The sequence below is a fragment of the Kibdelosporangium aridum genome, assembly GCF_900176515.1.
In the GTDB taxonomy this organism is placed as follows: Bacteria; Actinomycetota; Actinomycetes; order Mycobacteriales; family Pseudonocardiaceae; genus Kibdelosporangium; species Kibdelosporangium aridum.
Genome location: NZ_FWXV01000003.1, coordinates 295026 through 314955, shown reverse-complemented (window position 1 = coordinate 314955; position 19930 = coordinate 295026). Strand labels below are relative to the sequence as shown.

Annotated in this window: 19 protein-coding genes; 7 read left to right on the top strand and 12 right to left on the bottom strand. The window is 65.9% G+C overall.

The annotated features are described in order from the left end of the window. The first annotated feature begins 126 nt into the window (after positions 1-126). Both B9C43_RS20445 and B9C43_RS20440 read left to right on the top strand, forming a co-directional pair. Complete coding sequence (locus B9C43_RS20445) at positions 127-903, top strand: prolyl oligopeptidase family serine peptidase (RefSeq protein WP_084428518.1); 777 nt, start codon at positions 127-129, stop codon at positions 901-903. A 58-nt stretch (positions 904-961) separates the two neighbouring features. Continuing rightward, positions 962-1849 carry an SgcJ/EcaC family oxidoreductase gene (locus B9C43_RS20440; protein ID WP_084428517.1) on the top strand — a complete coding sequence of 296 codons (888 nt, stop codon included), beginning with the start codon at positions 962-964 and terminating at the stop codon, positions 1847-1849. Here the strand turns inward: B9C43_RS20440 and B9C43_RS20435 are convergent. Both B9C43_RS20435 and B9C43_RS20430 read right to left on the bottom strand, forming a co-directional pair. After that, positions 1831-2769 (bottom strand): LysR family transcriptional regulator, encoded by a 939-nt coding sequence (locus tag B9C43_RS20435; RefSeq protein ID WP_084428516.1) that lies wholly within the window; start codon positions 2767-2769, stop codon positions 1831-1833. The two genes, B9C43_RS20440 and B9C43_RS20435, sit on opposite strands and share 19 nt — an antisense overlap. Beyond that, on the bottom strand, positions 2770-3159 hold the full coding sequence (locus B9C43_RS20430) for a PaaI family thioesterase (protein WP_051895410.1): 390 nt from the start codon (positions 3157-3159) through the stop codon (positions 2770-2772). 72 nt (positions 3160-3231) lie between these two features. Here B9C43_RS20430 and polA point away from each other — a divergent pair, with 72 nt between their 5' ends. After that, a complete protein-coding gene (gene polA, locus B9C43_RS20425) occupies positions 3232-5946 on the top strand; it encodes a DNA polymerase I (protein ID WP_268811572.1) in 2715 nt (904 codons plus the stop codon). Positions 5947-6474: 528 nt separating this feature from the next. On the opposite strand, the gene B9C43_RS20420 is transcribed toward polA, so the two are convergent. The 3 genes from B9C43_RS20420 to B9C43_RS20415 form a co-directional block, all read right to left on the bottom strand. After that, positions 6475-6672, bottom strand: a complete 198-nt coding sequence (locus tag B9C43_RS20420) for a hypothetical protein (protein WP_143446473.1) — start codon at positions 6670-6672, stop codon at positions 6475-6477. A 9-nt stretch (positions 6673-6681) separates the two neighbouring features. Continuing rightward, entirely contained in the window at positions 6682-6858 is a 177-nt protein-coding gene (locus B9C43_RS56760) for a hypothetical protein (protein ID WP_160096602.1), read from the bottom strand. 96 nt (positions 6859-6954) lie between these two features. Beyond that, a complete protein-coding gene (locus tag B9C43_RS20415; protein ID WP_084428513.1) occupies positions 6955-7722 on the bottom strand; it encodes a TetR/AcrR family transcriptional regulator in 768 nt (255 codons plus the stop codon). 73 nt (positions 7723-7795) lie between these two features. Between B9C43_RS20415 and B9C43_RS20410 the strand changes: the two genes are divergently transcribed. Genes B9C43_RS20410 through B9C43_RS20400 form a run of 4 tightly spaced genes read left to right on the top strand, consistent with a single transcriptional unit; the run spans position 7796 to position 10764 of the window. Continuing rightward, the gene (locus tag B9C43_RS20410) at positions 7796-8746 is read left to right on the top strand and encodes an ATP-binding cassette domain-containing protein (RefSeq protein ID WP_084428512.1); all 951 of its coding nucleotides are present in this window, start codon (positions 7796-7798) and stop codon (positions 8744-8746) included. Then, positions 8743-9567 (top strand): ABC transporter permease, encoded by an 825-nt coding sequence (locus B9C43_RS55695; protein ID WP_033383143.1) that lies wholly within the window; start codon positions 8743-8745, stop codon positions 9565-9567. Before B9C43_RS20410 ends, B9C43_RS55695 begins: the two co-directional genes overlap by 4 nt. A gap of 9 nt (positions 9568-9576) precedes the next feature. After that, positions 9577-10194 carry a 5,6-dimethylbenzimidazole synthase gene (gene bluB, locus B9C43_RS55690; protein ID WP_033383142.1) on the top strand — a complete coding sequence of 206 codons (618 nt, stop codon included), beginning with the start codon at positions 9577-9579 and terminating at the stop codon, positions 10192-10194. A 36-nt stretch (positions 10195-10230) separates the two neighbouring features. After that, positions 10231-10764 (top strand): Rossmann-fold NAD(P)-binding domain-containing protein, encoded by a 534-nt coding sequence (locus B9C43_RS20400; RefSeq protein WP_084428511.1) that lies wholly within the window; start codon positions 10231-10233, stop codon positions 10762-10764. A 598-nt stretch (positions 10765-11362) separates the two neighbouring features. Here the strand turns inward: B9C43_RS20400 and B9C43_RS20395 are convergent. The 7 genes from B9C43_RS20395 to B9C43_RS20365 form a co-directional block, all read right to left on the bottom strand. Beyond that, positions 11363-14134: an AfsR/SARP family transcriptional regulator gene (locus B9C43_RS20395; protein ID WP_160096600.1), complete on the bottom strand. Its 2772-nt coding sequence runs from the start codon at positions 14132-14134 to the stop codon at positions 11363-11365. A gap of 173 nt (positions 14135-14307) precedes the next feature. Next, positions 14308-15525 (bottom strand): WD40/YVTN/BNR-like repeat-containing protein, encoded by a 1218-nt coding sequence (locus B9C43_RS20390; RefSeq protein WP_084428509.1) that lies wholly within the window; start codon positions 15523-15525, stop codon positions 14308-14310. Beyond that, a complete protein-coding gene (locus B9C43_RS20385) occupies positions 15518-16018 on the bottom strand; it encodes a SigE family RNA polymerase sigma factor (protein WP_033383139.1) in 501 nt (166 codons plus the stop codon). Before B9C43_RS20385 ends, B9C43_RS20390 begins: the two co-directional genes overlap by 8 nt. A 62-nt stretch (positions 16019-16080) precedes the next feature. Next, positions 16081-16641 carry a TetR/AcrR family transcriptional regulator gene (locus B9C43_RS20380; protein WP_084428508.1) on the bottom strand — a complete coding sequence of 187 codons (561 nt, stop codon included), beginning with the start codon at positions 16639-16641 and terminating at the stop codon, positions 16081-16083. Then, positions 16638-18563 (bottom strand): YhgE/Pip domain-containing protein, encoded by a 1926-nt coding sequence (locus B9C43_RS20375; RefSeq protein WP_084428507.1) that lies wholly within the window; start codon positions 18561-18563, stop codon positions 16638-16640. Before B9C43_RS20375 ends, B9C43_RS20380 begins: the two co-directional genes overlap by 4 nt. Continuing rightward, on the bottom strand, positions 18560-19180 hold the full coding sequence (locus B9C43_RS20370) for an ATP-binding cassette domain-containing protein (RefSeq protein WP_084428506.1): 621 nt from the start codon (positions 19178-19180) through the stop codon (positions 18560-18562). Before B9C43_RS20370 ends, B9C43_RS20375 begins: the two co-directional genes overlap by 4 nt. 92 nt (positions 19181-19272) lie before the next feature. Continuing rightward, a complete protein-coding gene (locus B9C43_RS20365; protein ID WP_084428505.1) occupies positions 19273-19893 on the bottom strand; it encodes a TetR/AcrR family transcriptional regulator in 621 nt (206 codons plus the stop codon). Positions 19894-19930: the final 37 nt, after the last annotated feature.

Genomic DNA, 19930 nt, shown 5'->3' with positions numbered 1-19930 from the left:
CCGATCACAACCGGCGGTTGTGCGCGATCACAACCGCCGGTTGTGCTCAACGCCTTTCTGGCTGTTGGACGTACCCCCTGACCAGGCTGTTTGCTTAAGACATCAGCCGAAGACAGGGAGAACACAGTGTCTGATTCTCTGGGAACTATCACCGGTATCGCAGCGGGTGTTCCATTTGTGGCTCTCAAGCCGGCAGGCGTCGATGGACCCGCTCCGCTCGTGGTGACGTGGCACCTGATGGACGCGCCCAACACCGAGGTCGCGATGGCCGAGGCGCTGCCGATGAACGATCTGCCCGCGTGGCGCGTGTACTTCGGTCTGCCGATGTCCGGGCGGCGGGCTCTGCCGGGCGGCGACGAGGAGTTCTTCGCGCTCTCGGCGCAGGACGCGGTGCTCAACGTGTTCGGTCCGGTGGCCAAGCAGGCAGCCGACGAATTCCCGGCCGCGGTGGCGGAACTGCGTCAGCAACTGTCCATTTCGGATGGCCCGGTGTATGTCGCGGGTGGCTCGGCCGGGTCGATGGTGGCGTACGAAGTCATTGCCAGGGGCGAGGTTCCGATCGCGGCCGGTGCGGTGGTCAGCCCGGTGACGCAGCTGACGCCGGTGGTCGCGGCCAACGAACGGCGCTTCGAGATGACGTACAACTGGTCCGCGCAGTCGCGCGAAGTCGCCGAATACTACGATTTCGTGCGGCGTGCCGGCGAGATCGACGTGCCGCTGCTGATCGTGGTCGGCTCGGACGACGACATCGCGTTTCGTGAGCCCGCTGCGTTGGGGCACAAGGAGATCGCCGGCTCGGAGCTCGTCACGATCCCGGGGATGCAGCACGAGGTTGTGGCCGACGCCGCCAAGCGCGTCGACGCCGAGTTCACGCGCTGGTTCAAGCAGTACATCCAGGGTTGATCCGCGGTCGCAACTCCGGGGGGACGTATTCCGGTGACCTGCTGCCTAGCGTGGCAGCATGACGGGGAGAAAGATCGCCGCACTGGTCGGCACAATGGTCATCGCACTGGGGATTGGTAGTTCGGCCAACGCTTCTGGGGACGACAAAGCCGAATTCGCGCGGATTCTCAAACAGCAGTACGACGCGTGGTACGAGGAGAACGGGGCCAAGTTCGCGGCCACTTTCCACAAGGACGCGGACATGGTCACGTTCAACGGCGAGCACCTTTCGACCAGGAAGGGAATCGCCGAGGGAATGCAGTACTACTTCGACAACCACATTCCCGCCTCGCAGCTGAAACTGGTGGACGAGCACCTCAGGTACGCCCGCCGGGATCTGGTCGTCATCGTGCGCACAACGTGCATTGTCGAGACGACCGACTGTCGTGACGGATCGTTGTCCCGCAACACGAACGTTCTGTCCAAACGGGACGGCAAGTGGTTGCAGGAGTCGTTCCAGAACACCAGGGTCGACCCGCTCCCGCCGGGCGTCGTGCCGGTCGCGGAACCCAAGGCCTACACCGGTTCCATCGAACAGATCCGGCAGCGTCAGGAAGACTCGTGGTACGAGGAGGATGGCGCGAAGTTCGCGTCGACCTTCAGCAAGGACGCCGATGTCGTGACGTTCAACGCCGATCACCTGCGTACCCGCGACGGGATCGCCGAGCGGATGCAGTTCTATTTCGACAATTTCATCAACAAGACGCGATTGAAGAAGCTCGGCGAGCACGTCCGTTTCGTGGGACGTGACTTGGCTGTGGTGGTCCGGACGGGTTGTCAACTGGTGCCGCCGAGCACCGAATGCCGCCCGGATTCCATTTCCCGCAACACCAATGTCCTGGTCAAGCGGGACGGCAAGTGGACTCAGGAGTCCTTCCAGAACACCCGCTACGTCCCGATTCCCTGAGGAATCCAGCACGCCGCGGGATCGTAGTCGCACCAGCCCTCCGCGCGACTTGTCTTGCCCGCCAAGGCAAGCAGGTCGCGGAGGGCTGGCCGTTTGTTCTGCTTGTGCCACACGATCGACCACGGGAACAACGGCAAAGGCTTGAACGGCAGGACGATCAGGTTCAAGTCCCTCGGTAGGTCCATGTCGGCGCCCACCAGCGTGACTCGCGGCTTGCCGTAACGGGCTTGCTCCAACGTATGCCTGAGGTCGTAGCTGATCCCGGTGTTGTCCACCCGCAGCCCGAGGCCCTGGGCGAGTTGCTGCTTGAAGTTGTGCCACTCCGTCGAGCTTTTTCGCGACGGCAGCCAGAGGCCCTCCTGCGCGAGGTCCTCGATGCGGATTTCAGACTGGTCGGCGAGCGGATGCTCGGGCGGGAGCAACGCGAGGATCGGTTCCAGCCGGATCACACGGTGATCGAGTTCGTCGGGCAGCGGCCTGCCGATGCCGTGCACGAAGCCGAACGCGACGTCCAGTTCGCCGTTGAGCAGCGGCTCGATCGCGTTGTCCAGGCCTTGCCGGGCGCTGCGTTCGACGACCAGCTGAGGGTCCTGTTCGGCGAGTTTGCGCAGGATGAACGCGGGCGCGAGCCGGAAATCGATCAGATCCAGCTTCAACGGCTGCTCTTGGAACACAGCCACGGCCGCGTCCGCGACCCTGATCAGCTCCCGCGCGTGCGGCAGGAACCTGTGACCGTCTTCGGTCAGTTCGACCGCGCGGTTCGTGCGCGAGAACAGCTGCGTGCCGAGCGATTCCTCCAGCCGCTTGATCCGTTTCGACAACGCCTGCTGGGTCAGGAACAGCGCGTCGGCCGCCCGGCTGAAATGCTGCTGGTCAGCCGTGACGACGAAGGCCCTGACCTGGGCGAGGTCGAGATCCACTCAGGCGCCCGGGGCGTTCTGCAGGACCATGCAGGTCAGCCGGGCGGTGCAGGTGCGGCGGTCGGCTTCGTCGGTGATCACGATCTCCACGGTGACCGTGCTGCGGCCGACGTGCAACGGGGTGGCCACGGCCGTGACCATGCCTTCCCGCACGCCCCTGTGATGGGTGCACGACAGTTCGAGGCCGACCGTCACCTTGCCGCCGGACTTCAACGCCGCGCAGGTCGAGCCGGCCGCTTCGGCCAGCACCGCGTTCGCGCCGCCGTGCAGCAGACCGTATGGCTGCAGGTTGCCCTTGACGGGCATTGTCGCGACGACGCGGTCGGGGTTCCAGTCGATGATCTCGATGCCCATCTTCTCGTTGAGCTGCTCGTCGCCGAACTCCCCCATGACTGGAACCTCCACACAAATGTTTCTGTACGCAACTAGTAGAGGGTATGCAAGGCCGACTCAAAACTGTCGGTGGGTCGGCCTAGACTCGCTCGCGTGGCAGACCAGCAGCATCGACTCCTCCTGATAGATGGCCACTCGATGGCCTACCGAGCCTTCTACGCCCTGCCGAAGGAGAACTTCCAGACCGGCACAGGGCAGCACACGAATGCCGTTTTCGGCTTCACGTCGATGCTGATCAACCTGCTGCGGGACGAGAAACCCACGCACGTCGCGGTGGCGTTCGACCTGTCGCGCAAGACGTTCCGCAGTGAGAAGTACACCGAGTACAAGGCCAACCGGAGCGCCACGCCGGACGAGTTCAAAGGCCAGGTCAGCCTGATCGAGGACGTGCTGGACGCGTTGAAGATCCCGATGCTGACCAAGGAGAACTACGAGGCCGACGACATCATCGCCACGCTGGCCACCCAGGCGGAGGCCGAGGGCGATTTCGACGTGATCATCTGTAGCGGTGACCGCGACGCGATCCAGCTGGTCACCGAGCACACCACGTTGCTGTACCCGTCGCGCGGCGTGTCTGAGATGACCCGGTTCACCCCGGAGAGCGTCGAGGCGAAGTACGGCCTGACGCCGGCGCAGTACCCGGACTTCGCGGCGCTGCGCGGCGACCCCTCGGACAACCTGCCGAAGATCCCCGGCGTGGGGGAGAAGACGATCACCAAGTGGATCCAGGAGTTCGGCTCGCTGGACAACCTGATCGACCAGGTGGACAAGGTCAAGGGCAAGGTCGGCGACAACCTGCGGGCCAACGTGTCCTCGGTGGTGCTCAACCGTGAGCTCACCCAGTTGGTGCGGGATCTCGACCTGCCCGCCAAGCCGACCGACCTCGCCGCGCAAGCATGGGACCGCGACGCGGTGCACCGGCTGTTCGACGAGCTGGAGTTCCGTGTCCTGCGCGACCGGCTGTTCCAGAGCCTGCAGGCGGCGGAGCCGGAAGCAGAATCAGGCTTCGAAGTCAAGGCATCGAACATAGACGAGGGTGGCCTCGGCGCCTGGCTGGCCGAGCACGCACCCGCCGGCAAGCGCACTGGCCTGGCGTTCCGGCACACAGGCGGCCCCGGAGCCGTCGACCTCTTGTCCATCACAGTCGCCGGAGTCGACGGCGACGGAACCTTCATCGACGTGACGGCGTTGCGTGAAGAGGATGAGCGCGCGCTGACCGCATGGCTCGCCGATCCCGCCGTGCCCAAGGTGGCCCACGCCGTCAAACTGGCCCTGCACGGCCTCACCCAACGCGGCTGGACACTCGGCGGCCTGGTGATGGACACCGAGCTCGCGGCCTACCTGGTACGACCCGGCCAGCGCTCATTCTCCCTCGACGACCTGGTACTCCGGCACCTCAAGCGTGAGCTGCGCGTCGAGGAGGTCGAGGGCGAGCAGCAGCTGTCCATGTTCGACGAGACCGACGAGAGCGAGAAGCTCGCGGCCACCGAGGTCGTCCGGGCACGGGCCGTCGCCGAACTGGCCGAGGCACTGGCAGCCGAGGTCGAGTCGACCGGCGGCGCGAAGCTCCTTGCCGAGATGGAACTGCCGCTGCTGCAGGTCCTCGCCGAGATCGAAGGCATCGGCATCTGCATCGACATGGAGCACCTCGCCTCCCTGGAGGCGCACTTCGCCGCACGGGTCAAGCAGGCCGCCCAGGACGCGTACGGCGTGATCGGCAAGGAGATCAACCTCGGCTCGCCGAAGCAGCTGCAGGTCGTCCTGTTCGACGAGCTGCAGATGCCGAAGACCAAGAAGACCAAGACCGGCTACACGACCGACGCGGACGCGCTGACCACCCTGTTCGAGACGACCGCGCACCCGTTCCTGCAGCACCTGCTGGAACACCGGGACGCCACCCGCCTGAAGACCACTGTGGACGGCCTGATCAAGTCGGTCGCCGACGACGGCCGGATCCACACCACGTACAACCAGACCATCGCGGCCACCGGCCGGTTGTCGTCCCAAGAGCCCAACCTGCAGAACATCCCGATCAGGACGGAGGAAGGCCGCCGGATCCGGGACGCGTTCGTCGTGGGCGCGGGGTACTCCGAACTGATGACGGCGGACTACTCGCAGATCGAGATGCGCATCATGGCGCACCTCTCGCACGACGAGGGCCTGGTCGAGGCGTTCAATTCGGGCTTCGACTTCCACGCCGCGACCGCCGCCCGCGTGTTCTCCGTCGAGCCGACCGAGGTCAGCGGCTCCCAGCGGGCCAAGGTCAAGGCGATGAACTACGGCCTGGCGTACGGCCTGTCCGCCTTTGGCCTCTCGCAACAACTCCGGATCTCCACCGAAGAAGCCCGTGGCCTGATGGAGGAGTACTTCGAGCGGTTCGGCGGGATCCGCGACTACCTGACGTCCGTTGTGGACAAAGCCAGGCGCGAGGGCTACACCGAAACGATCTTCGGCCGCCGCCGCTACCTGCCGGACCTCAACTCCGACAACCGGCAGCGCCGCGAGATGGCCGAGCGGATGGCCCTCAACGCACCGATCCAGGGCAGCGCCGCCGACATCATCAAGGTCGCCATGCTCAACGTCCACACCAAGCTCAAGGAAGCTGGCCTGAAGTCCCGGATGCTGCTGCAGGTGCACGACGAACTCGTGCTCGAAGTCGTTTCAGAGGAACGCGAGACCGTCGAAGCCCTCGTACGCGAAGGCATGGGCAGCGCCTACCACCTGGACGTCCCCCTGGACGTCTCGGTCGGCTTCGGCCGCTCCTGGAACGACGCCGCGCACTAGCGGCTTCTTTGGTCTCTTCGCTTCTCGCCCGCCGCGGCCGGTCCGCAGCGGGCGAGGCTTCTTTTTGGGCTGGTTCGCGTTGGGCGAGGCTTCTTTGGGCCGGTTCGCGGCGGGGTTGGTTTTCCTCTGGGCCCTTGGGCGTGGCAGCCTCGGGGCAGGTTCGTGGTGGGGCGAGATTCCTTCGGATGTTGGTTCGCGGTTGGGTGAGATTTCCTGCGGGGTCTGATGTGTGACGGCCTGGGCAGGCTCGGGGTGTGGCCGGATTTCTTTGGCGTGGTGCGTTGGGGCTTGGGGAGGCGCGATTTGGTCCGGGCCGGGACCAGTTTCGCGGTGGCCGGGGCTTCCTTCGCAGGCTGAACCCGCGAAGGGCGCGATCCTCAGGGCCCCAGCTAGGCGAGGTTTCTTTCACCGGGCAGGTACCCGGCGCGCGAGATTTCCCTTCCGGCGCTCGGTCTCGATGGTTCGCGGGCTAGGCAGCGAGGCTTCCTACGGGCTGGTGACGGCTTCATCGGCTGGCCCGTGGGAGGCTTACTTCTTCGGCGGCTTGACGACCAAGAAGGTGATCACGAATGACGCTGCGGCGACAAGACTGAAGATCCCGACGATCAGCGACCATGTCGACCTGAACCCGTCGGCGACATTGATGAGGAATCCGGTCAATATGAGCAGGAAACAGATTCCGGAGCCGATCAAACCGGTGCGCCTGCTGACGTCCCGCATCATCATTCTCCCGTATTAGTCCGAGAGCGCGTGGATCGCGAGCAACGTGACCATCGCGATTGTCGAGATCAGGTTGATGACCGAGATGATCCGGTCGCGACGGGTCGGGGGTTGGTCGGACCGGCGGAACAACAGCGCGACGCCACTGCCGACCGCGAACACGCCGAAGACGACCGTCAGCGCCAGCAGCATCGTGATCCTCCTCCGACCTTGTCAGAGGGATTTCCGGCGCCGTGGCATCCGAAACCGCGGCAGCCAACTGGACCGCAGTCCAATATGGACAGGTTGTCAGTTGGTTTTCCTCGAATTGATGAGGACTTCGAGTCCGTCGAGGACGCGCTGCAGGCCGTACTCGAAGGATGTGGCGATGGCTTCTTCGAAAACGCCTTCGCGCATCTTCAGCATGTTCGGGTAGTGGCCTTCCGACAGGATCTTCTCCAGGAACGGCTTGTGTGCCTCCCAGTAGTCCTCGTCGCTGACACCGGTGCGCTCGGCGGCTTGGGCGGCTTCCATCACCGCGCGCGTCGCACTGGTGACGTAGCCGTCGACCAGGCCGATTGTGTTGAGTTTTTCCGCCTCGGTCAGACCGGTGTCGGCCATGACGTCGAGGAAGTACTCGAAGCTGGCCAGTGCGCTCGGGCCGATCAGCCTTCGTGCCATCGACACGTGCAGCAGCCAGGGGTGGCGCAGGTAGAGCTCGCGAGAGGCGTACGCGAGCGCGTACATCCTCTCCCGCCAGCCTTTGCCTTCCACGCCGGACATGTGGCTGAGCATCGTCTCCGACGCGATGACCCGGTCGAGCATCACGTCCATCAGTTCGGCCTTGCTCGGCACATACCGGTACAGCGACATCGTGCCGACGCCGAGCTTGGCCGCGACGCGCCGCATCGACAGCGCGGTCAGGCCTTCCTCGTCGGCCAGTTCGATGCCGGCGGCCGCGATCTTGTCGACGGTCAATGACGGCTTCGGGCCGCGGCTCGGCCGTTCGTCCAGTCCCCAGAGCAGCCTGAGGGTGACCGACACGTCGCCGCTGCCACTGCTGTATTCGGTGCTCATCTTGCGTAAATCATAGAACTGGGTACAGTGTACGACGTTTAGGGTACAGTGTACCCAGTTAGGGGGTAAGCGAATGAGTCACGCGGTTCTGGCCGACGGGCTACGCAAGAAATACAAGGACACGAAGGCGCTCGATGGGTTTGACCTGGCCATTCCCGAGGGCACGGTGTGCGGGCTGCTCGGCCCCAACGGCGCGGGCAAGACCACAGCGGTCCGCGTGCTGGCGACATTGCTCAGCTTCGACGCCGGGCGCGCCGAAGTCGCCGGGTTCGACGTGGTCAAGCAGGCCGCCGAGGTGCGCTACCGGATCGGTCTCAACGGCCAGGAGGCCGCGGTCGACGAGATCCTCACCGGTCGCGACAACCTGGTGATGTTCGGCCGCCTGTACCACCTCAGCGCGAAGGTCGCCCGCCGTCGCGCCGACGAACTGCTGGAGCAGTTCAACCTCACCGACGCGGCGGGCAAGGCGCCGAGGCATTACTCCGGCGGTATGCGCCGTCGGCTGGATCTGGCCGCGAGCCTGATCATGGCGCCACCGGTGCTGTTCCTCGACGAACCGACAACCGGACTGGATCCCCGTAACCGCAACGAAGTCTGGCGTGCACTGAGGACACTCGTCGACGGCGGTACGACGCTGCTGCTGACCACGCAGTACCTCGACGAAGCCGATCAGCTCGCGGACCAGATCGCAGTGATCGACAGCGGCAAGGTGATCGCCGAAGGCACGCCCACACAGCTGAAATCCGAGATCGGCGGCGACCAGATCGACGTCGTGCTGCACAACACCACGGACATGGTCAAAGCGGCCGAGATCGTCGAGCGGGTCGCCGGACAGGACGCTGAACTCGACGAGGACAACCGCCGGATCTCCGCGCCGGTCACCAACCGGGTCCAGGTGTTGACCGAAGTGGTCAGTGTGCTGGCTTCGGCCGACATCGACGTCGAGGACATCTCGATCCGCAGGCCAACGCTCGACGAGGTCTTCCTGCGGCTCACCGGGCACAAGGCGGAGGTGGCGGCATGATCCTGACTCCGGTCATCCCCCGGTCGCCGTGGGAGCGCATGCGTTGGGGCACATCGGACGCCTGGGTGGTCACGAAACGCGTCCTGATGCAGCGGGTCCGTCAGCCGGGGCTGTTGATCAGCGGGCTGACGTTCCCGATCGTCTCGGTGCTGCTGTTCGGGTACGTGTTCGGCAGCGCGATGTCGGTGCCGGGTGGCGGTGACTACCGCGAGTTCCTCATGCCGGGGATGTTCGCGCAATCGATGATGTTCGGCATCGGCATCACCATGACGGGCATGCTCGCCGACACTGAACGGGGGATCACCAACCGGTTCCGGTCGATGCCGATGGCGCGCTCAGGCGTCGTGCTCGGCCGTAGTGCCGCCGACATGCTGAATTCGCTGTTGGATCTCGTGGTCCTCGTGCTGTGCGGGCTGGCCGTCGGCTGGACGTGGCACGGCAGTTTCGGCGCGATGCTCGGCGCACTCGGGCTGCTGATGCTGCTCCGGTTCGCGGTGATCTGGCTGGGGATCTTCCTTGGATTGCTGTTGCCGAGCTTGGAGAGCGCGTCGGGGATCTGGGGCCTGCTGTTCCCGGTCACGATGATCGCGAACACGTTCGTCGCGCCGGAGATGATGCCGGGCTGGCTGGGCACGATCGCGGAGTGGAACCCGCTGTCGGCCACCGTCGGCGCGGCGCGTGAGCTGTTCGGCAACCCGGGTTTCGGCGGCGACAGCTGGGCGTCGCAGAACTCGATCCTGCTGGCGGTCCTCTGGCCTGTGGTGTTGATCGCCATCTTCGTGCCGTTGTCGGTCCGGCGATACCGCAAGCTGGGCCGTTAGTGTCCGGGCGTGGATTTCTATGAGGTGATCAACCAACGGCGGGACGTACGGGCGGAGTTCACCGGGGAGCCGGTGGACGACGAAGTCCTCCGGCGGGTTCTGGGCGCCGCGCACGCGGCGCCCAGCGTCGGCCTGAGCCAGCCGTGGGACTTCGTGATCGTCCGCGATCCGGTGACCCGCAAGGCTTTTCAGCACCACGTCGCCACGGAGCGGGCGACCTTCGCCGATCAGCTGAGCGGAGAACGAGCGGAGACGTTCAGCAAGATCAAAATCGAGGGCATCCTCGAATCGACCCTGTCGATCGTGGTGACGTACAACCCGTCCAAGGGCGCGCCTGCGGTGCTGGGCAGGCACGCGATCGCCGACGCGGGCCTGTATTCGGTGTGCCTGGCGATCCAGAATCTGTGGCTCGCGGCGACCGTCGAAGGCCTTGGCGTCGGCTGGGTGAGTTTCTACCGCGAGGACTTCTTACGCGAACTGCTCGACATCCCTTCGTCGATCCGCCCGGTGGCGTGGCTGTGTGTCGGTCCGGTGTCGCGCTTGCATGACGTCCCTGACCTGGAACGACACGGGTGGCGCAGTCGTCTGCCGCTGGAAGCCGTTGTGCACCAAGAACGTTTCGGCTGAGGTTGCCATTTCAGCGCTGCTGGGTAGATTGAGACGATGCCGTCGCAACGTCGCGCGCTGGTCCTGGGTGGGACCGGGATGCTCGCTGGTTGCGTGGAGGCATTGACCAGCGATGGCTGGTATGTGGTCTCTCCGAGCCGGCGGCGGCCGTTGGACACCCACGGCGCGGTCTGGATTCAAGCTGACTGGGCGCAGCCGGACGAGCTGGCTGAGCGGGCACACATCGCACTGGGCGGACCGGCGAACCTGTTGGTCGCCTGGATCCACGGAAGCTTCCGGGTGCCGGTCCTGCGGGCGGTGAGCCCGTTGCTGCAAGAGGACTGCCCAGTGGTCGAAGTGCACGGAAGCGCTTCGGCCAACCCACTGCAAGGCTGCCCGGAACCGGTGCTCGCCAGCCACCCGACCCAGCAGGTGGTCCTGGGGTTCCGGCGCAACGCCGGCCGAACCCGCTGGCTCACCCACCGCGAAACGGCGGAAGGGGTGATGGCCGGGGTCCGCAGAGCGCTGGACGGCCGCCAGCACGCGGTTCACCAGGTGGGTGAATTCCGGCCGTGGACCGCGCTGCACTGATCCTGGCAAGTGTCCACTCCGGAACCACGCGGGGAGCATGCCCGCACGGAGACGCGGACCTTCGATGTACGTGCCAGGACAGGCTTCTCGCACGGAAGGGATCATCGGCGAATCCAGTTGTCCACAACCGGCCGGTAACCCCTTTGACCAGGCCTTATCTCCGGTAGAATGGCGTCGGGGTCGCCCCCCGGGAGTGGTGGGGGATGTTCTTTTCCTGGGGGTGTGGAGGTCGGGCGTGTTGGCCAGGTCAGGGCTGTGACGTGGCGGCTGGGTCTCCGTGAAGGTTTGTTTCGGGTTCTTGAAACGGATTGCAGGGAGGCCACCCAGAGGGAGGGGATTTTTCCCTGGTACGGGTGGTACGGCCTGCCTGACGGAACCCGTGGTCGGTATCGCTCTCGCTGCGGGCTGGGCCGCGTAGGCCGACCTCCTGACACCCCGTGGTTGGACAAGCCCCAGGCCATACCGGAGGGAACACCCACGAAGCCCATCCCTGTGCTACCGCACCCGACAAAGACCTGGTTGCGCTACAGCGACCAACTTTGGCGGCCCTCCGGCCACGGAGCCCGCACAGCGAGCGAGGACATCTGCCGGGAAGGCGCTACCCGGTGATCTGCTCCAGCCTGGCGCCCCGGCGACGGCGCAGGACGTTCAAAGTCCACTCGGCTTTTTCCTCGCCACTTCGGTCCTTGAGCCTGCGGAACGCCGCCAATGCTTGACGTACCTCGACTTCCGCGCGGCCGAAGTCCCCGGATGTCGTGTGCAGGTCGGCCAGCCAGTGCAGCGCGTACGCCGAGCATAGGTCGTCGCCGAGGTCGCGCAGGATCTCCAGGGACATCTCCAGGTAGCGCACGGCTTTCTTTGTGTAGCCCGCTGTTCCGTGCAATCTGCCGAGTTCGCTGAGGACTCGGCCTTCTCTGTGTCGGTCGCCTGCTTCGCGGGACAGCATCAGTGCGCGTTCCAGCCAGTTCGCTGCCTCGGCGTGGTTGCCGATCGCCATCTGGGCTTTGCCGATCGCTTGTCGTGCATAGGCTTCCGCGTGCACGTCACCTTGGTCGACGAAAATGTTCAGGCCTTTGTGGAAATACGGCAGTGCTGCCAGCGGTCGGCCGCGGAAGTATCGCGCTGCTCCGACGCCACAGCTTGCGAAGCCCTCGCCCAGGGCGTCACCTGCTTCGATGAACAGGCTGCGGGACTTGGCGTACGTCGCCTCGGCCACACTGTACGAGTCGCGGTAGAGGTGCACCTGGGCGATGCCTCGCAGCAACGCCGCTTGGCTCAACGTGTCCTTTGCCGACTTCAACGCTGTTTCGTGAACCCGTTGCCAGGAGTCGAAATGGCAGCGGTGGTCGAAGTACGGCACCAACGTTGTCGCCAGCGTGCATGCCAGCGCGTCCAGGCCTTCGTTCGCTGCCAGCTCCACCACCGAGATCAACGTTTCGTGCTCGGCGTCCAGCCAGTGCAACGGCGCCGCCGCCACGGCGTCCACTATGGATTTTCCGACCTGGTGTCTTGGTCCGTCCCATGGCAATGGCCGGAAGATGCTCACCGGCATCTGGGCCAATGCTGTTTCGACAAGGCCCAGCCAGCCGGAGACCACTCGGCTCACCGACTGCCGCGCATCGGTTTCCGCCGCGTCCCGCGCGTAGACGCGGATCAGGTCGTGCATCAGGTAACGCGGCTGATCGATCGCGTCCATGCCCGCTATTTCCAGCATGTTCGCGTCAACCAGAACATCGACCAGGTCGGCGCTGTCCTGGCGGTCGAGCAACGCTCCCGCCGCCCATTCCGGAATCGTGCTCGGCCCCAGCCTGCCCAGCAATCGGAATGCCGCGGCCGCGTCGGCGGGCAGTTGACGGTAACTGAGGTCGAAACTCGCCCTGACCGCGAGTTCGCCCGCTTTCAACTCGCTCAACCGCTGGGTTTCGTCGGCCAGCCGTCGTTCGAGCACGTTCAATGTCCAGCCGCGGCGGCCGGCGATCCGGGCGCCCGCGATCCGGATCGCCAACGGCAAATACCCGCACGACTGCAGGATCGCCTCGGCCGCTTCGGGTTCCCGGTTCACCCGGTCAAGCCCGGCGATCTTGCCGAGCAGTTCACCGGCTTCGGACGTCGGCAGCACGTCCAGTTCGATCTGGTGCGTGGCAGGCAGTTCCGCCATTCGCTGACGGCTCGTCACCAGCACGCCCCAGTTGCTGGCCGGCAGCAAACCCTGCACTTGAGCGGCGTTGGCCGCGTCGTCGAACAACACCAGCATCCGGGTTTCCGACGCCAGCGACCGGTACAGCGTGGCCCGGTCGTGCGCGGTGTCCGGCAACGCCGCCCCGGTCACGCCCAGCGAACGCAGCAAGCTGCCGAGGACTTCCTTGTCGGTCCGCGGCCTGTTCGTCGTCCCGGCCAGATCCACGTACAGCTGGCCGTCGGGGAACTCCTCTTTCAACAAATGCGCCACGTGTACGGCCAACGACGTCTTGCCGACGCCCGGTGATCCGACGATTGTCGCGACCGACGCGCTGTCGTCGCCGGAGGTGAAGATCGCCCGCATCGCCGCGATGTGCTTGCCGCGTCCAGTGAAGTCCGGGACGTCCTGCGGCAGCTGCCGCGGCACCGCGCGGACCATTGCAGGTTCCTGCTGCGGCGCTTCGCCTTTGAGAATCGCGGCGTGCACCTTGCGCAACTCGGGTCCCGGTTCCACACCCAGTTCGGTGACCAGGCGCTTGCGGATCTCGGCGTACGTCCGCAGTGCCTCGGCCTGCTGCCCGCTGCCGTTCAAAGCCAGCAGCAATTGCTGCCAGCCGGACTCGCGGAACGGGTGCTCGGCGAGGAACGGCCGCAGTTCGGCGATCGCGTCCTGGTAGCGCCCTTCCGCCACGCGCAGGCCGAGCAGCTCTTCCGTGGCAACCACTCTGGCCTCGGCCAATGCCGCGAGCCGGTCACCCCAGGCGTGTACTCCCGGCAGGTCGGCCAGTGGATCACCGCGCCACAGCGCCAACGCGTTCTCCAGTTGCCCGGCGGCTTCGGCCAAGGCTCCAGCGGCCCGGAATTGACGGGCTTTGGCGACGTGCTCGGTGAATTCGGCCAGGTCAAGCTCGCCTTGACCGATCGTGATGGAATACCCGAGCCGGTCGGTGCGCATCCGCGCACTGATCTCCGGTGAGCTCGCGCGCAGCGAACTGACGTACGTCCGCAGATTCGCCGCGACCGACCGAGGTCTTCGGTTCGGCCACAGCGCGTCGGTCAGCATGTCGTACGTGACCGTCTGGTTGGCGTTCAACAACAACGTCGCCAACAACACCCGCGGCTTCGTACCCCCGAGCTCGGCGTCCCCGGCCACCAAAGGACCGAGTACGCGAAACTTGAACCCCTTTGTCACATGGACCCCCAGCCGCGACGAAACTGGCGAACAGTTTCGTAGCGGTGATACCACCCGCACAAGTCCTGTGCTTCTGTGATTCTAACGGGGAGTGATGTTTGTGATCACGCACACGTGACCCGGCTCGCCGGGCAGCCCGTGCATCTGGGCAGTGCACAAGCGCCCGGCGATGTCTAGGGGAATTGCAGCTTTGTCGGCCGCCATCGGATTCCGTCGTATGAGGTCAGGAACTGGCCGGTGGACGAGCTGTCCGATCGGGTGGCCAAATAGCCCATCCGGATCCAGCGCACGTCCGCCGCGTTCTCACTCGGTTCGCCGGCAAAGCTCTTGCCGCCGTCGGCACTGGTCCATACCTCGTTCGTGACCCGTGGATATTGCGAAATCCGCAGTTTTCCGTCGGTTCCGGCGACGGGAACGCCAGAGATACTCGTTGGCTGCTTTCCTTCCGCCGCCTGCCAGGTCTGCTGCCATGTCACGCCTGAATCGGTACTGCGGAAGATCGCGACCAGGTCGGCGGGGGAGTCGCCGGGGTTGGTGACGGTCGCGTAGACAGCGGTGGGGGACGTCGTGACCGAGATCGCCGGGTAGTCGGCCGACGTGATCTGCTCGGCCGGTGGAGGCGTGAACGACGGCAACGCGCTTGCGGTCCACGTCTCGCCGTCCATGGTGGAAGCGACCATCGACTTGTCCGTCGCGGTGTCCACTCCGGCGACCCACCAGGTCTTGCGCTGGTCCGGATACGGCTGGCACGACTTCACCCTGAACGGCGGCTGATTGGCCAGCTCGACGCTGTGGCCGTTGCCCGGGAGCAACGCGGTCACCTTGCCGTCATGGCATTCCAGGATCGTCGAGGGAGCGAACTTGGTGTACGGCGTCGGTCCGCTCTGTGTCGGCACTTCCTGCCACGTCCGCGCGCCGTCGCTGGAGAAGAAGCGCTTCACGACGTTGCCCGGGCGGTGGTCGTCGATGATCAACGTGGAGATGCCGAGCGCGACCAAGCGGTCCTGCTGACCGCTGAAACCGGTCTCGATCGGGGGAGCCGTCCGTTTCTCCCAGTCGGTCGCGTCGCCAGTGGCCATCACCCACGCATCGCAGATCGGTCGGTGCTCACAGGAGCCGCCGAGCACGAAGCCGTTGGTCAGGTCGTAGAAATCCATCGACACCACGAAGTTCTGGTCCGACGGGCTCAGCGGCGTAGCCGTGTCCCGTTGCACCCCCAGTCGTAGCAACGGGACAGCCCCAACGACGAGAACGACCGTGGCGGCGCTGACGATTTGGAGACGGCGACGGCTGGACCGTCGCTGAGCGCGCGTGATCACGTCGCTCACGGGCGGTTGCTGGACGGAGTCGTGCAGGTTGTTGCGCAACCCGTCGAAGTCAAGATCAGGCATTCTCCACCTCCCGGTGCACGCCGAGCGTGGTGGCGAGCGCCGCCCGCGCTCGGGCGAGCCGGGATTTCACCGTGCCCACAGGAATGTCCAATGTCGTGGCCACCTCGTCGACCGGCATGTCGGCCAGGTAGTGCAACACGACAACCGCCCTGTGCTCGTAGGACAACTTCTTGATCGCCGCGTGCAGCTCCAGGTGCTCACCGGCCCAGCTGTCCGGCGATTCCACGGGCTGTGCCGGCGTCTCACGACGCAACAACCGGTCCAGCGTGTTGCGTCTGCGCCACCGTCGCCGCGCCAGGTTGATGGCCACCGTGTACAACCACGCTTCCGGGTTGTCGGTGGCACGCACCCGACGACGACGGTCGTAGGCGATGGCGAAGGCCTCCTGCGCCAGTTCTTCCGCCTCGCCCAAATCTCCGACCAGTCCATACGTCGCCACGACGATGCGTCGGTAGGACGCTTCGTACAGTTCGGCGAACCACTGGTCGGACAATCCGCCCCCTCTCTTCACCAGACATGAGGCGTGGGTGGACCGGCAGGTTCCCGGAAATCTCACTAATTCTGGCCGAGGCCCCTGACCAGCAACATCACCGATTCACGGACTTCGTCGCGGGTGCGCTGCGGCTGGAACACCTGCCAGTCGAGCGCGACCACGAGCAAGGTGCCGAACAACGCCGACGCGGCCGTGCCGGTCTGCACGCCCTCCGGCAGCCTGCCGCCGTCGGCCAGGCGCTGCATGTGCTCCTTGACGATCGAGACGATGTCGTCGCGCAGCAGCGTCAACGTTTCGTGCCACTGGCCCGGCGTCCGCCACAGCTCGCTGACCAGCAGTTGGGCGAACGCGGGGTAGTCGGCGAAGTACGACAGTGCCGCGTCGACGAGGTCCTCGACTTCCTCGGCCTTGCGTAACCGTTCGGCCAGCAGGTCCACGCCATAGCGCAGCAACGCGTCGATCAGACCGTCTTTGCTGCCGAAGTTGTAGTAGACCGTGCCTTTCGCGACACCGGCCTCGGCAGCGATGTCGTCGACCGTCAGGCCGACCATGCCCTTGGTGTTGGCCAGCCGAAGGGTCGCGTCGAACAACTTCTGTTTCGTTGCCTGGGTTCGCGGGCTCACAACACCAGCTCCGGCTTGAGACGGGACGGCGTCCACACCCGCTGCCGCCGGGCGGCCACTGTGGACACAAGCAGACCGCCGACGAGGTAGGCCACCAGCACGAGCACGTCCTCACCGACGCTGACCATTGATCCACCGTAGAGCAGGTGCCGCATGCCGTCGACCACGTATCCCATGGGCAGCACGGAATGCAACGGGTACAACACGTCCGGCAACGTCTGCCACGGGAACGTGCCGCCCGAGCTGATCAGCTGCAGGATCAGCAACACCAGGCCGAGGAACTTGCCGACCGCACCGAAGAGCGCGTTGAGCGCGTGCAGGATCGCGGTGAACGACAGCGACGCCAGCGCCAGCAGCCCGAACGCGGCCAGCGGCCGGTGCGCGTCGATCCCGACGAACGTGGTGACCACGCTGAACAGCAGGACGACCTGGGCGATGCCGAGCCCGGCCGCGGGCAGCCAGCCGCCGATGGCCACCCGCCACGCGGGCTGCCCGGCCGCGATCGCCCGGCTGGACAACGGTTTGATCAGCAGGAACAACACGAACGCGCCGATCCATGTCGCCAGGCCGAAGAAGAACGGGGCGAGCCCGGCGCCGTAGCTGCCGGCTTTCACGTCGCTGACCGTGCTGATCGACACGGGGTTGCCGATGGTCTGCGCGGTCGCGTTGCGGGTCGGGTCGTCGGGGTGCGGGATCTTGCCGAGTCCTTGGTGCAGGCCGTCGTTGAGCTTGGCCATGCCGTCGGCGATCTGCTTGTTGCCGTCGGCCAGCTTCACCTGGCCGTCGACAGCCGTCTTCTCGCCGCTGGCCAGCTCGGCCGCGCCCGTGTTGAGTTTGGTGCCGCCCGCGGCGGCTTTGCTGATGCCGTCGGCCAAAGCGGGGGACTGGGCGGCCAGCTGCGCGGCTCCATCGGACACCTGCTTGGCTCCCGCGGCGAGCTTGTTCAGCTGCGTCGCGGCGTTCTGGACCTTGGCGTTGGCGTCGTCGATCGGTTGGCGCGCCTGTCCCAACGTGCTCATCACGCGCTGCACCTGCTCGTCGGTGAAGCCCACGGCCCGCAGTTTCGCCGCGATATCCCCGTTGAACTGGTCGAGACCGCCGACGAACTGCTTGGCCACGTCCGCGATGTGCTGGCCCTGCGCCGCGACCTGCGCGTTGCCCGAGGCCACCTGGGCGGCTCCGTCGGCGAGCTTCTGCGCGTTCGCGGGAAGGTCCTTTGTCTTGTCGTGCAACGTGTTCAGGCCGGTGCTGAGCTCGCTCAGCCCGCCGGAGATCTGCGTCGCGCCGTCGAGGAGCTTGCGCTGGCCGTCGACCAGCTGCGCCGAGCCGTCACGGGCCTTGCCGGTCGCGTCGGCGAGTTGCCCCGCGCCGTCGGCGGCTTGCTGGGTCTCGGAGTAGATCGTGCCGAAGCCGAGCAGGAACTTGTCCGCCGCGGTCTGCCCGACCTCGGAGGTGATCGACTGGCGCACCTCGCTGGACACCTTGTCGGCAATCGTGCCGACCAGGTAGTTGTTGGCGTCGTTGGTGGTCACCGTGATCAGGCCCTGGCGCGGCTGGAACGCGCTGCTGGAGCCAAGGGCGGCGGAGAAGTCCTTCGGGATCGTCATCGAGAACGAGTACTTGCCGTCCCGCACGCCGGTCTCCGCGTCCTGTGCGCTGACCCGGTTCCAGTGGAACGCACCGGAATCCTGGAGCTTCGTGGCGACCTTGTCGCCCGCGTTGCCCAGCTCCTGGCTGCCTTCGTCCTCCATCACCAACGCGGCCGGGATGTGGTCGAGCCTGCCGTACGGATCGTGGTTGGCGAACAGGTACAGCGAGCCGTACAGCAACGGCACGAGGACAAGGGCGAGCACGGCAAGCTTCGGCAGCTTGCCCGCGGTGACGCGGCGGAGTTCGTTGCCCGCCAAGCGAAGGGCGCTCATTCTTCGACAGCTCCGATCAGGACGGCTTCGGCAGGCAGGGTCTGTGCCGTGGCCGGAGCGCACAGCACGACGACCGCGAGGCCGCGTTCGGCTTGGGAAACCGCTTGTGGCCACCAGTTCTGCGCGTCGCTGACGTGCCGGTCCGGCTGGTCGAGCAGAAGGGCCCGCACATCGGGCTTCGAGCTCGCCGCCTCGACCAGCAGGCGCGTACGGACCTGCGGCGGGACGTTGTCGACGCGTTCGCTGACGTACTGCTCGGCGTCGTGCGTGCGCAGCCATTCCCGGACGGCTTTGCGGTTCGCGCGCTGGCCCGCGTGCATCAGCTCCTCGGCGATCGCGTCGCTGAGTTTCAGGCCGTCTTCCGGCTCGTTGACGCCGGGTGAGTCGACCAGCACGACGTGCTTGCGCAGTTTCGAGGCGTCTTGCTCACCGTTGAGCGTGACCGTGCCGTGGGACGGGCGGATCCGCCCAGCCAACGCGAGGGCGAGCGTCGTGTGACCGGCGCCGGGTTCGCCCGTGACGAGCGTGACTTCCCCTTCGCGCGCGCTCAGCGAGGTCGGCAGTAGCAGCGGCCCGTGCGGGCCGTCCACCCCGACTCGCTCGGCTCGGATCTGCACGGCTCTGGCCCTTCATTTGAACTGACTGGTCAGTTCAAATACTGGCCCGTGGGTGATCGCCTCGCAAGTTGTGACGCTGTGATGCTGGCCGCTCAGGCCCGGTACAGGGTGGACCAGATGATGTCGGTGAGCGTGTCGGCGATCTTGGCGTGGCCGCTCGGGTCGGTCTGCCTGAGCAGCTGATGTCCGACTCGTTCGATCATCCAGGTGATCACGGCGGCGGTCTCTTTGGGCTCGACCGGGCGCATCACGCCCGCGGCCTGGCCGAGCTCGATCGCGTCCCGCGTCGCCACGATGAGCCGCTGCATGAGCCCGCGTAGTTCCTCGGCGACTGTGCTGTCGTAGGCGGCCGCTTGCGACACGGTCGTGAACGCGGCTCCGCGTCGCTGGTACACGTCGATGATCGCGTTGACGGCCGTCCGGAGCTGCTCGCGGTCGGCTCGGTCAGCCGTGGCCCACCACTCGCCGGAGACCCCCTCCAGCTCGGCGATGACGCCCTTGGTCATCCGGCGAGCGAGGTCGCCCTTGTCCTCGAAGTGCACGTAGAAGGTCGACCGCGAGATGCCCGCGGCGCTCGCGAGCTGCTCGACACTCAGTTCAGCGAAGCTCTCGCCGTCCCTGACCAGCTGTTCGGTCGCCGTGATGACGCGTTGCTCCATCGCGTCCCGGCGTTCCTTGCGAGCGGTCTTGTTCGAGCGGGTCACCGACGGCATGCCCGGATCCTACTGACGCGAGCCCCACGCGAGCCGG

Bases quoted from the DNA above. Each gene is read 5' to 3' on its own strand.
- B9C43_RS20430 (WP_051895410.1), bottom strand. From the start codon at position 3,159: ATGGGGGAGTTCGGCGACGAGCAGCTCAACGAGAAGATGGGCATCGAG.
- B9C43_RS20410 (WP_084428512.1), top strand. From the start codon at position 7,796: ATGAGTCACGCGGTTCTGGCCGACGGGCTACGCAAGAAATACAAGGAC.
- B9C43_RS20440 (WP_084428517.1), top strand. From the start codon at position 962: ATGACGGGGAGAAAGATCGCCGCACTGGTCGGCACAATGGTCATCGCA.
- B9C43_RS20400 (WP_084428511.1), top strand. From the start codon at position 10,231: ATGCCGTCGCAACGTCGCGCGCTGGTCCTGGGTGGGACCGGGATGCTC.
- B9C43_RS20365 (WP_084428505.1), bottom strand. From the start codon at position 19,893: ATGCCGTCGGTGACCCGCTCGAACAAGACCGCTCGCAAGGAACGCCGG.
- B9C43_RS55695 (WP_033383143.1), top strand. From the start codon at position 8,743: ATGATCCTGACTCCGGTCATCCCCCGGTCGCCGTGGGAGCGCATGCGT.
- B9C43_RS20415 (WP_084428513.1), bottom strand. From the start codon at position 7,722: ATGAGCACCGAATACAGCAGTGGCAGCGGCGACGTGTCGGTCACCCTC.
- B9C43_RS20375 (WP_084428507.1), bottom strand. From the start codon at position 18,563: ATGAGCGCCCTTCGCTTGGCGGGCAACGAACTCCGCCGCGTCACCGCG.
- B9C43_RS20420 (WP_143446473.1), bottom strand. From the start codon at position 6,672: ATGATGATGCGGGACGTCAGCAGGCGCACCGGTTTGATCGGCTCCGGA.
- B9C43_RS56760 (WP_160096602.1), bottom strand. From the start codon at position 6,858: ATGCTGCTGGCGCTGACGGTCGTCTTCGGCGTGTTCGCGGTCGGCAGT.
- B9C43_RS20390 (WP_084428509.1), bottom strand. From the start codon at position 15,525: ATGCCTGATCTTGACTTCGACGGGTTGCGCAACAACCTGCACGACTCC.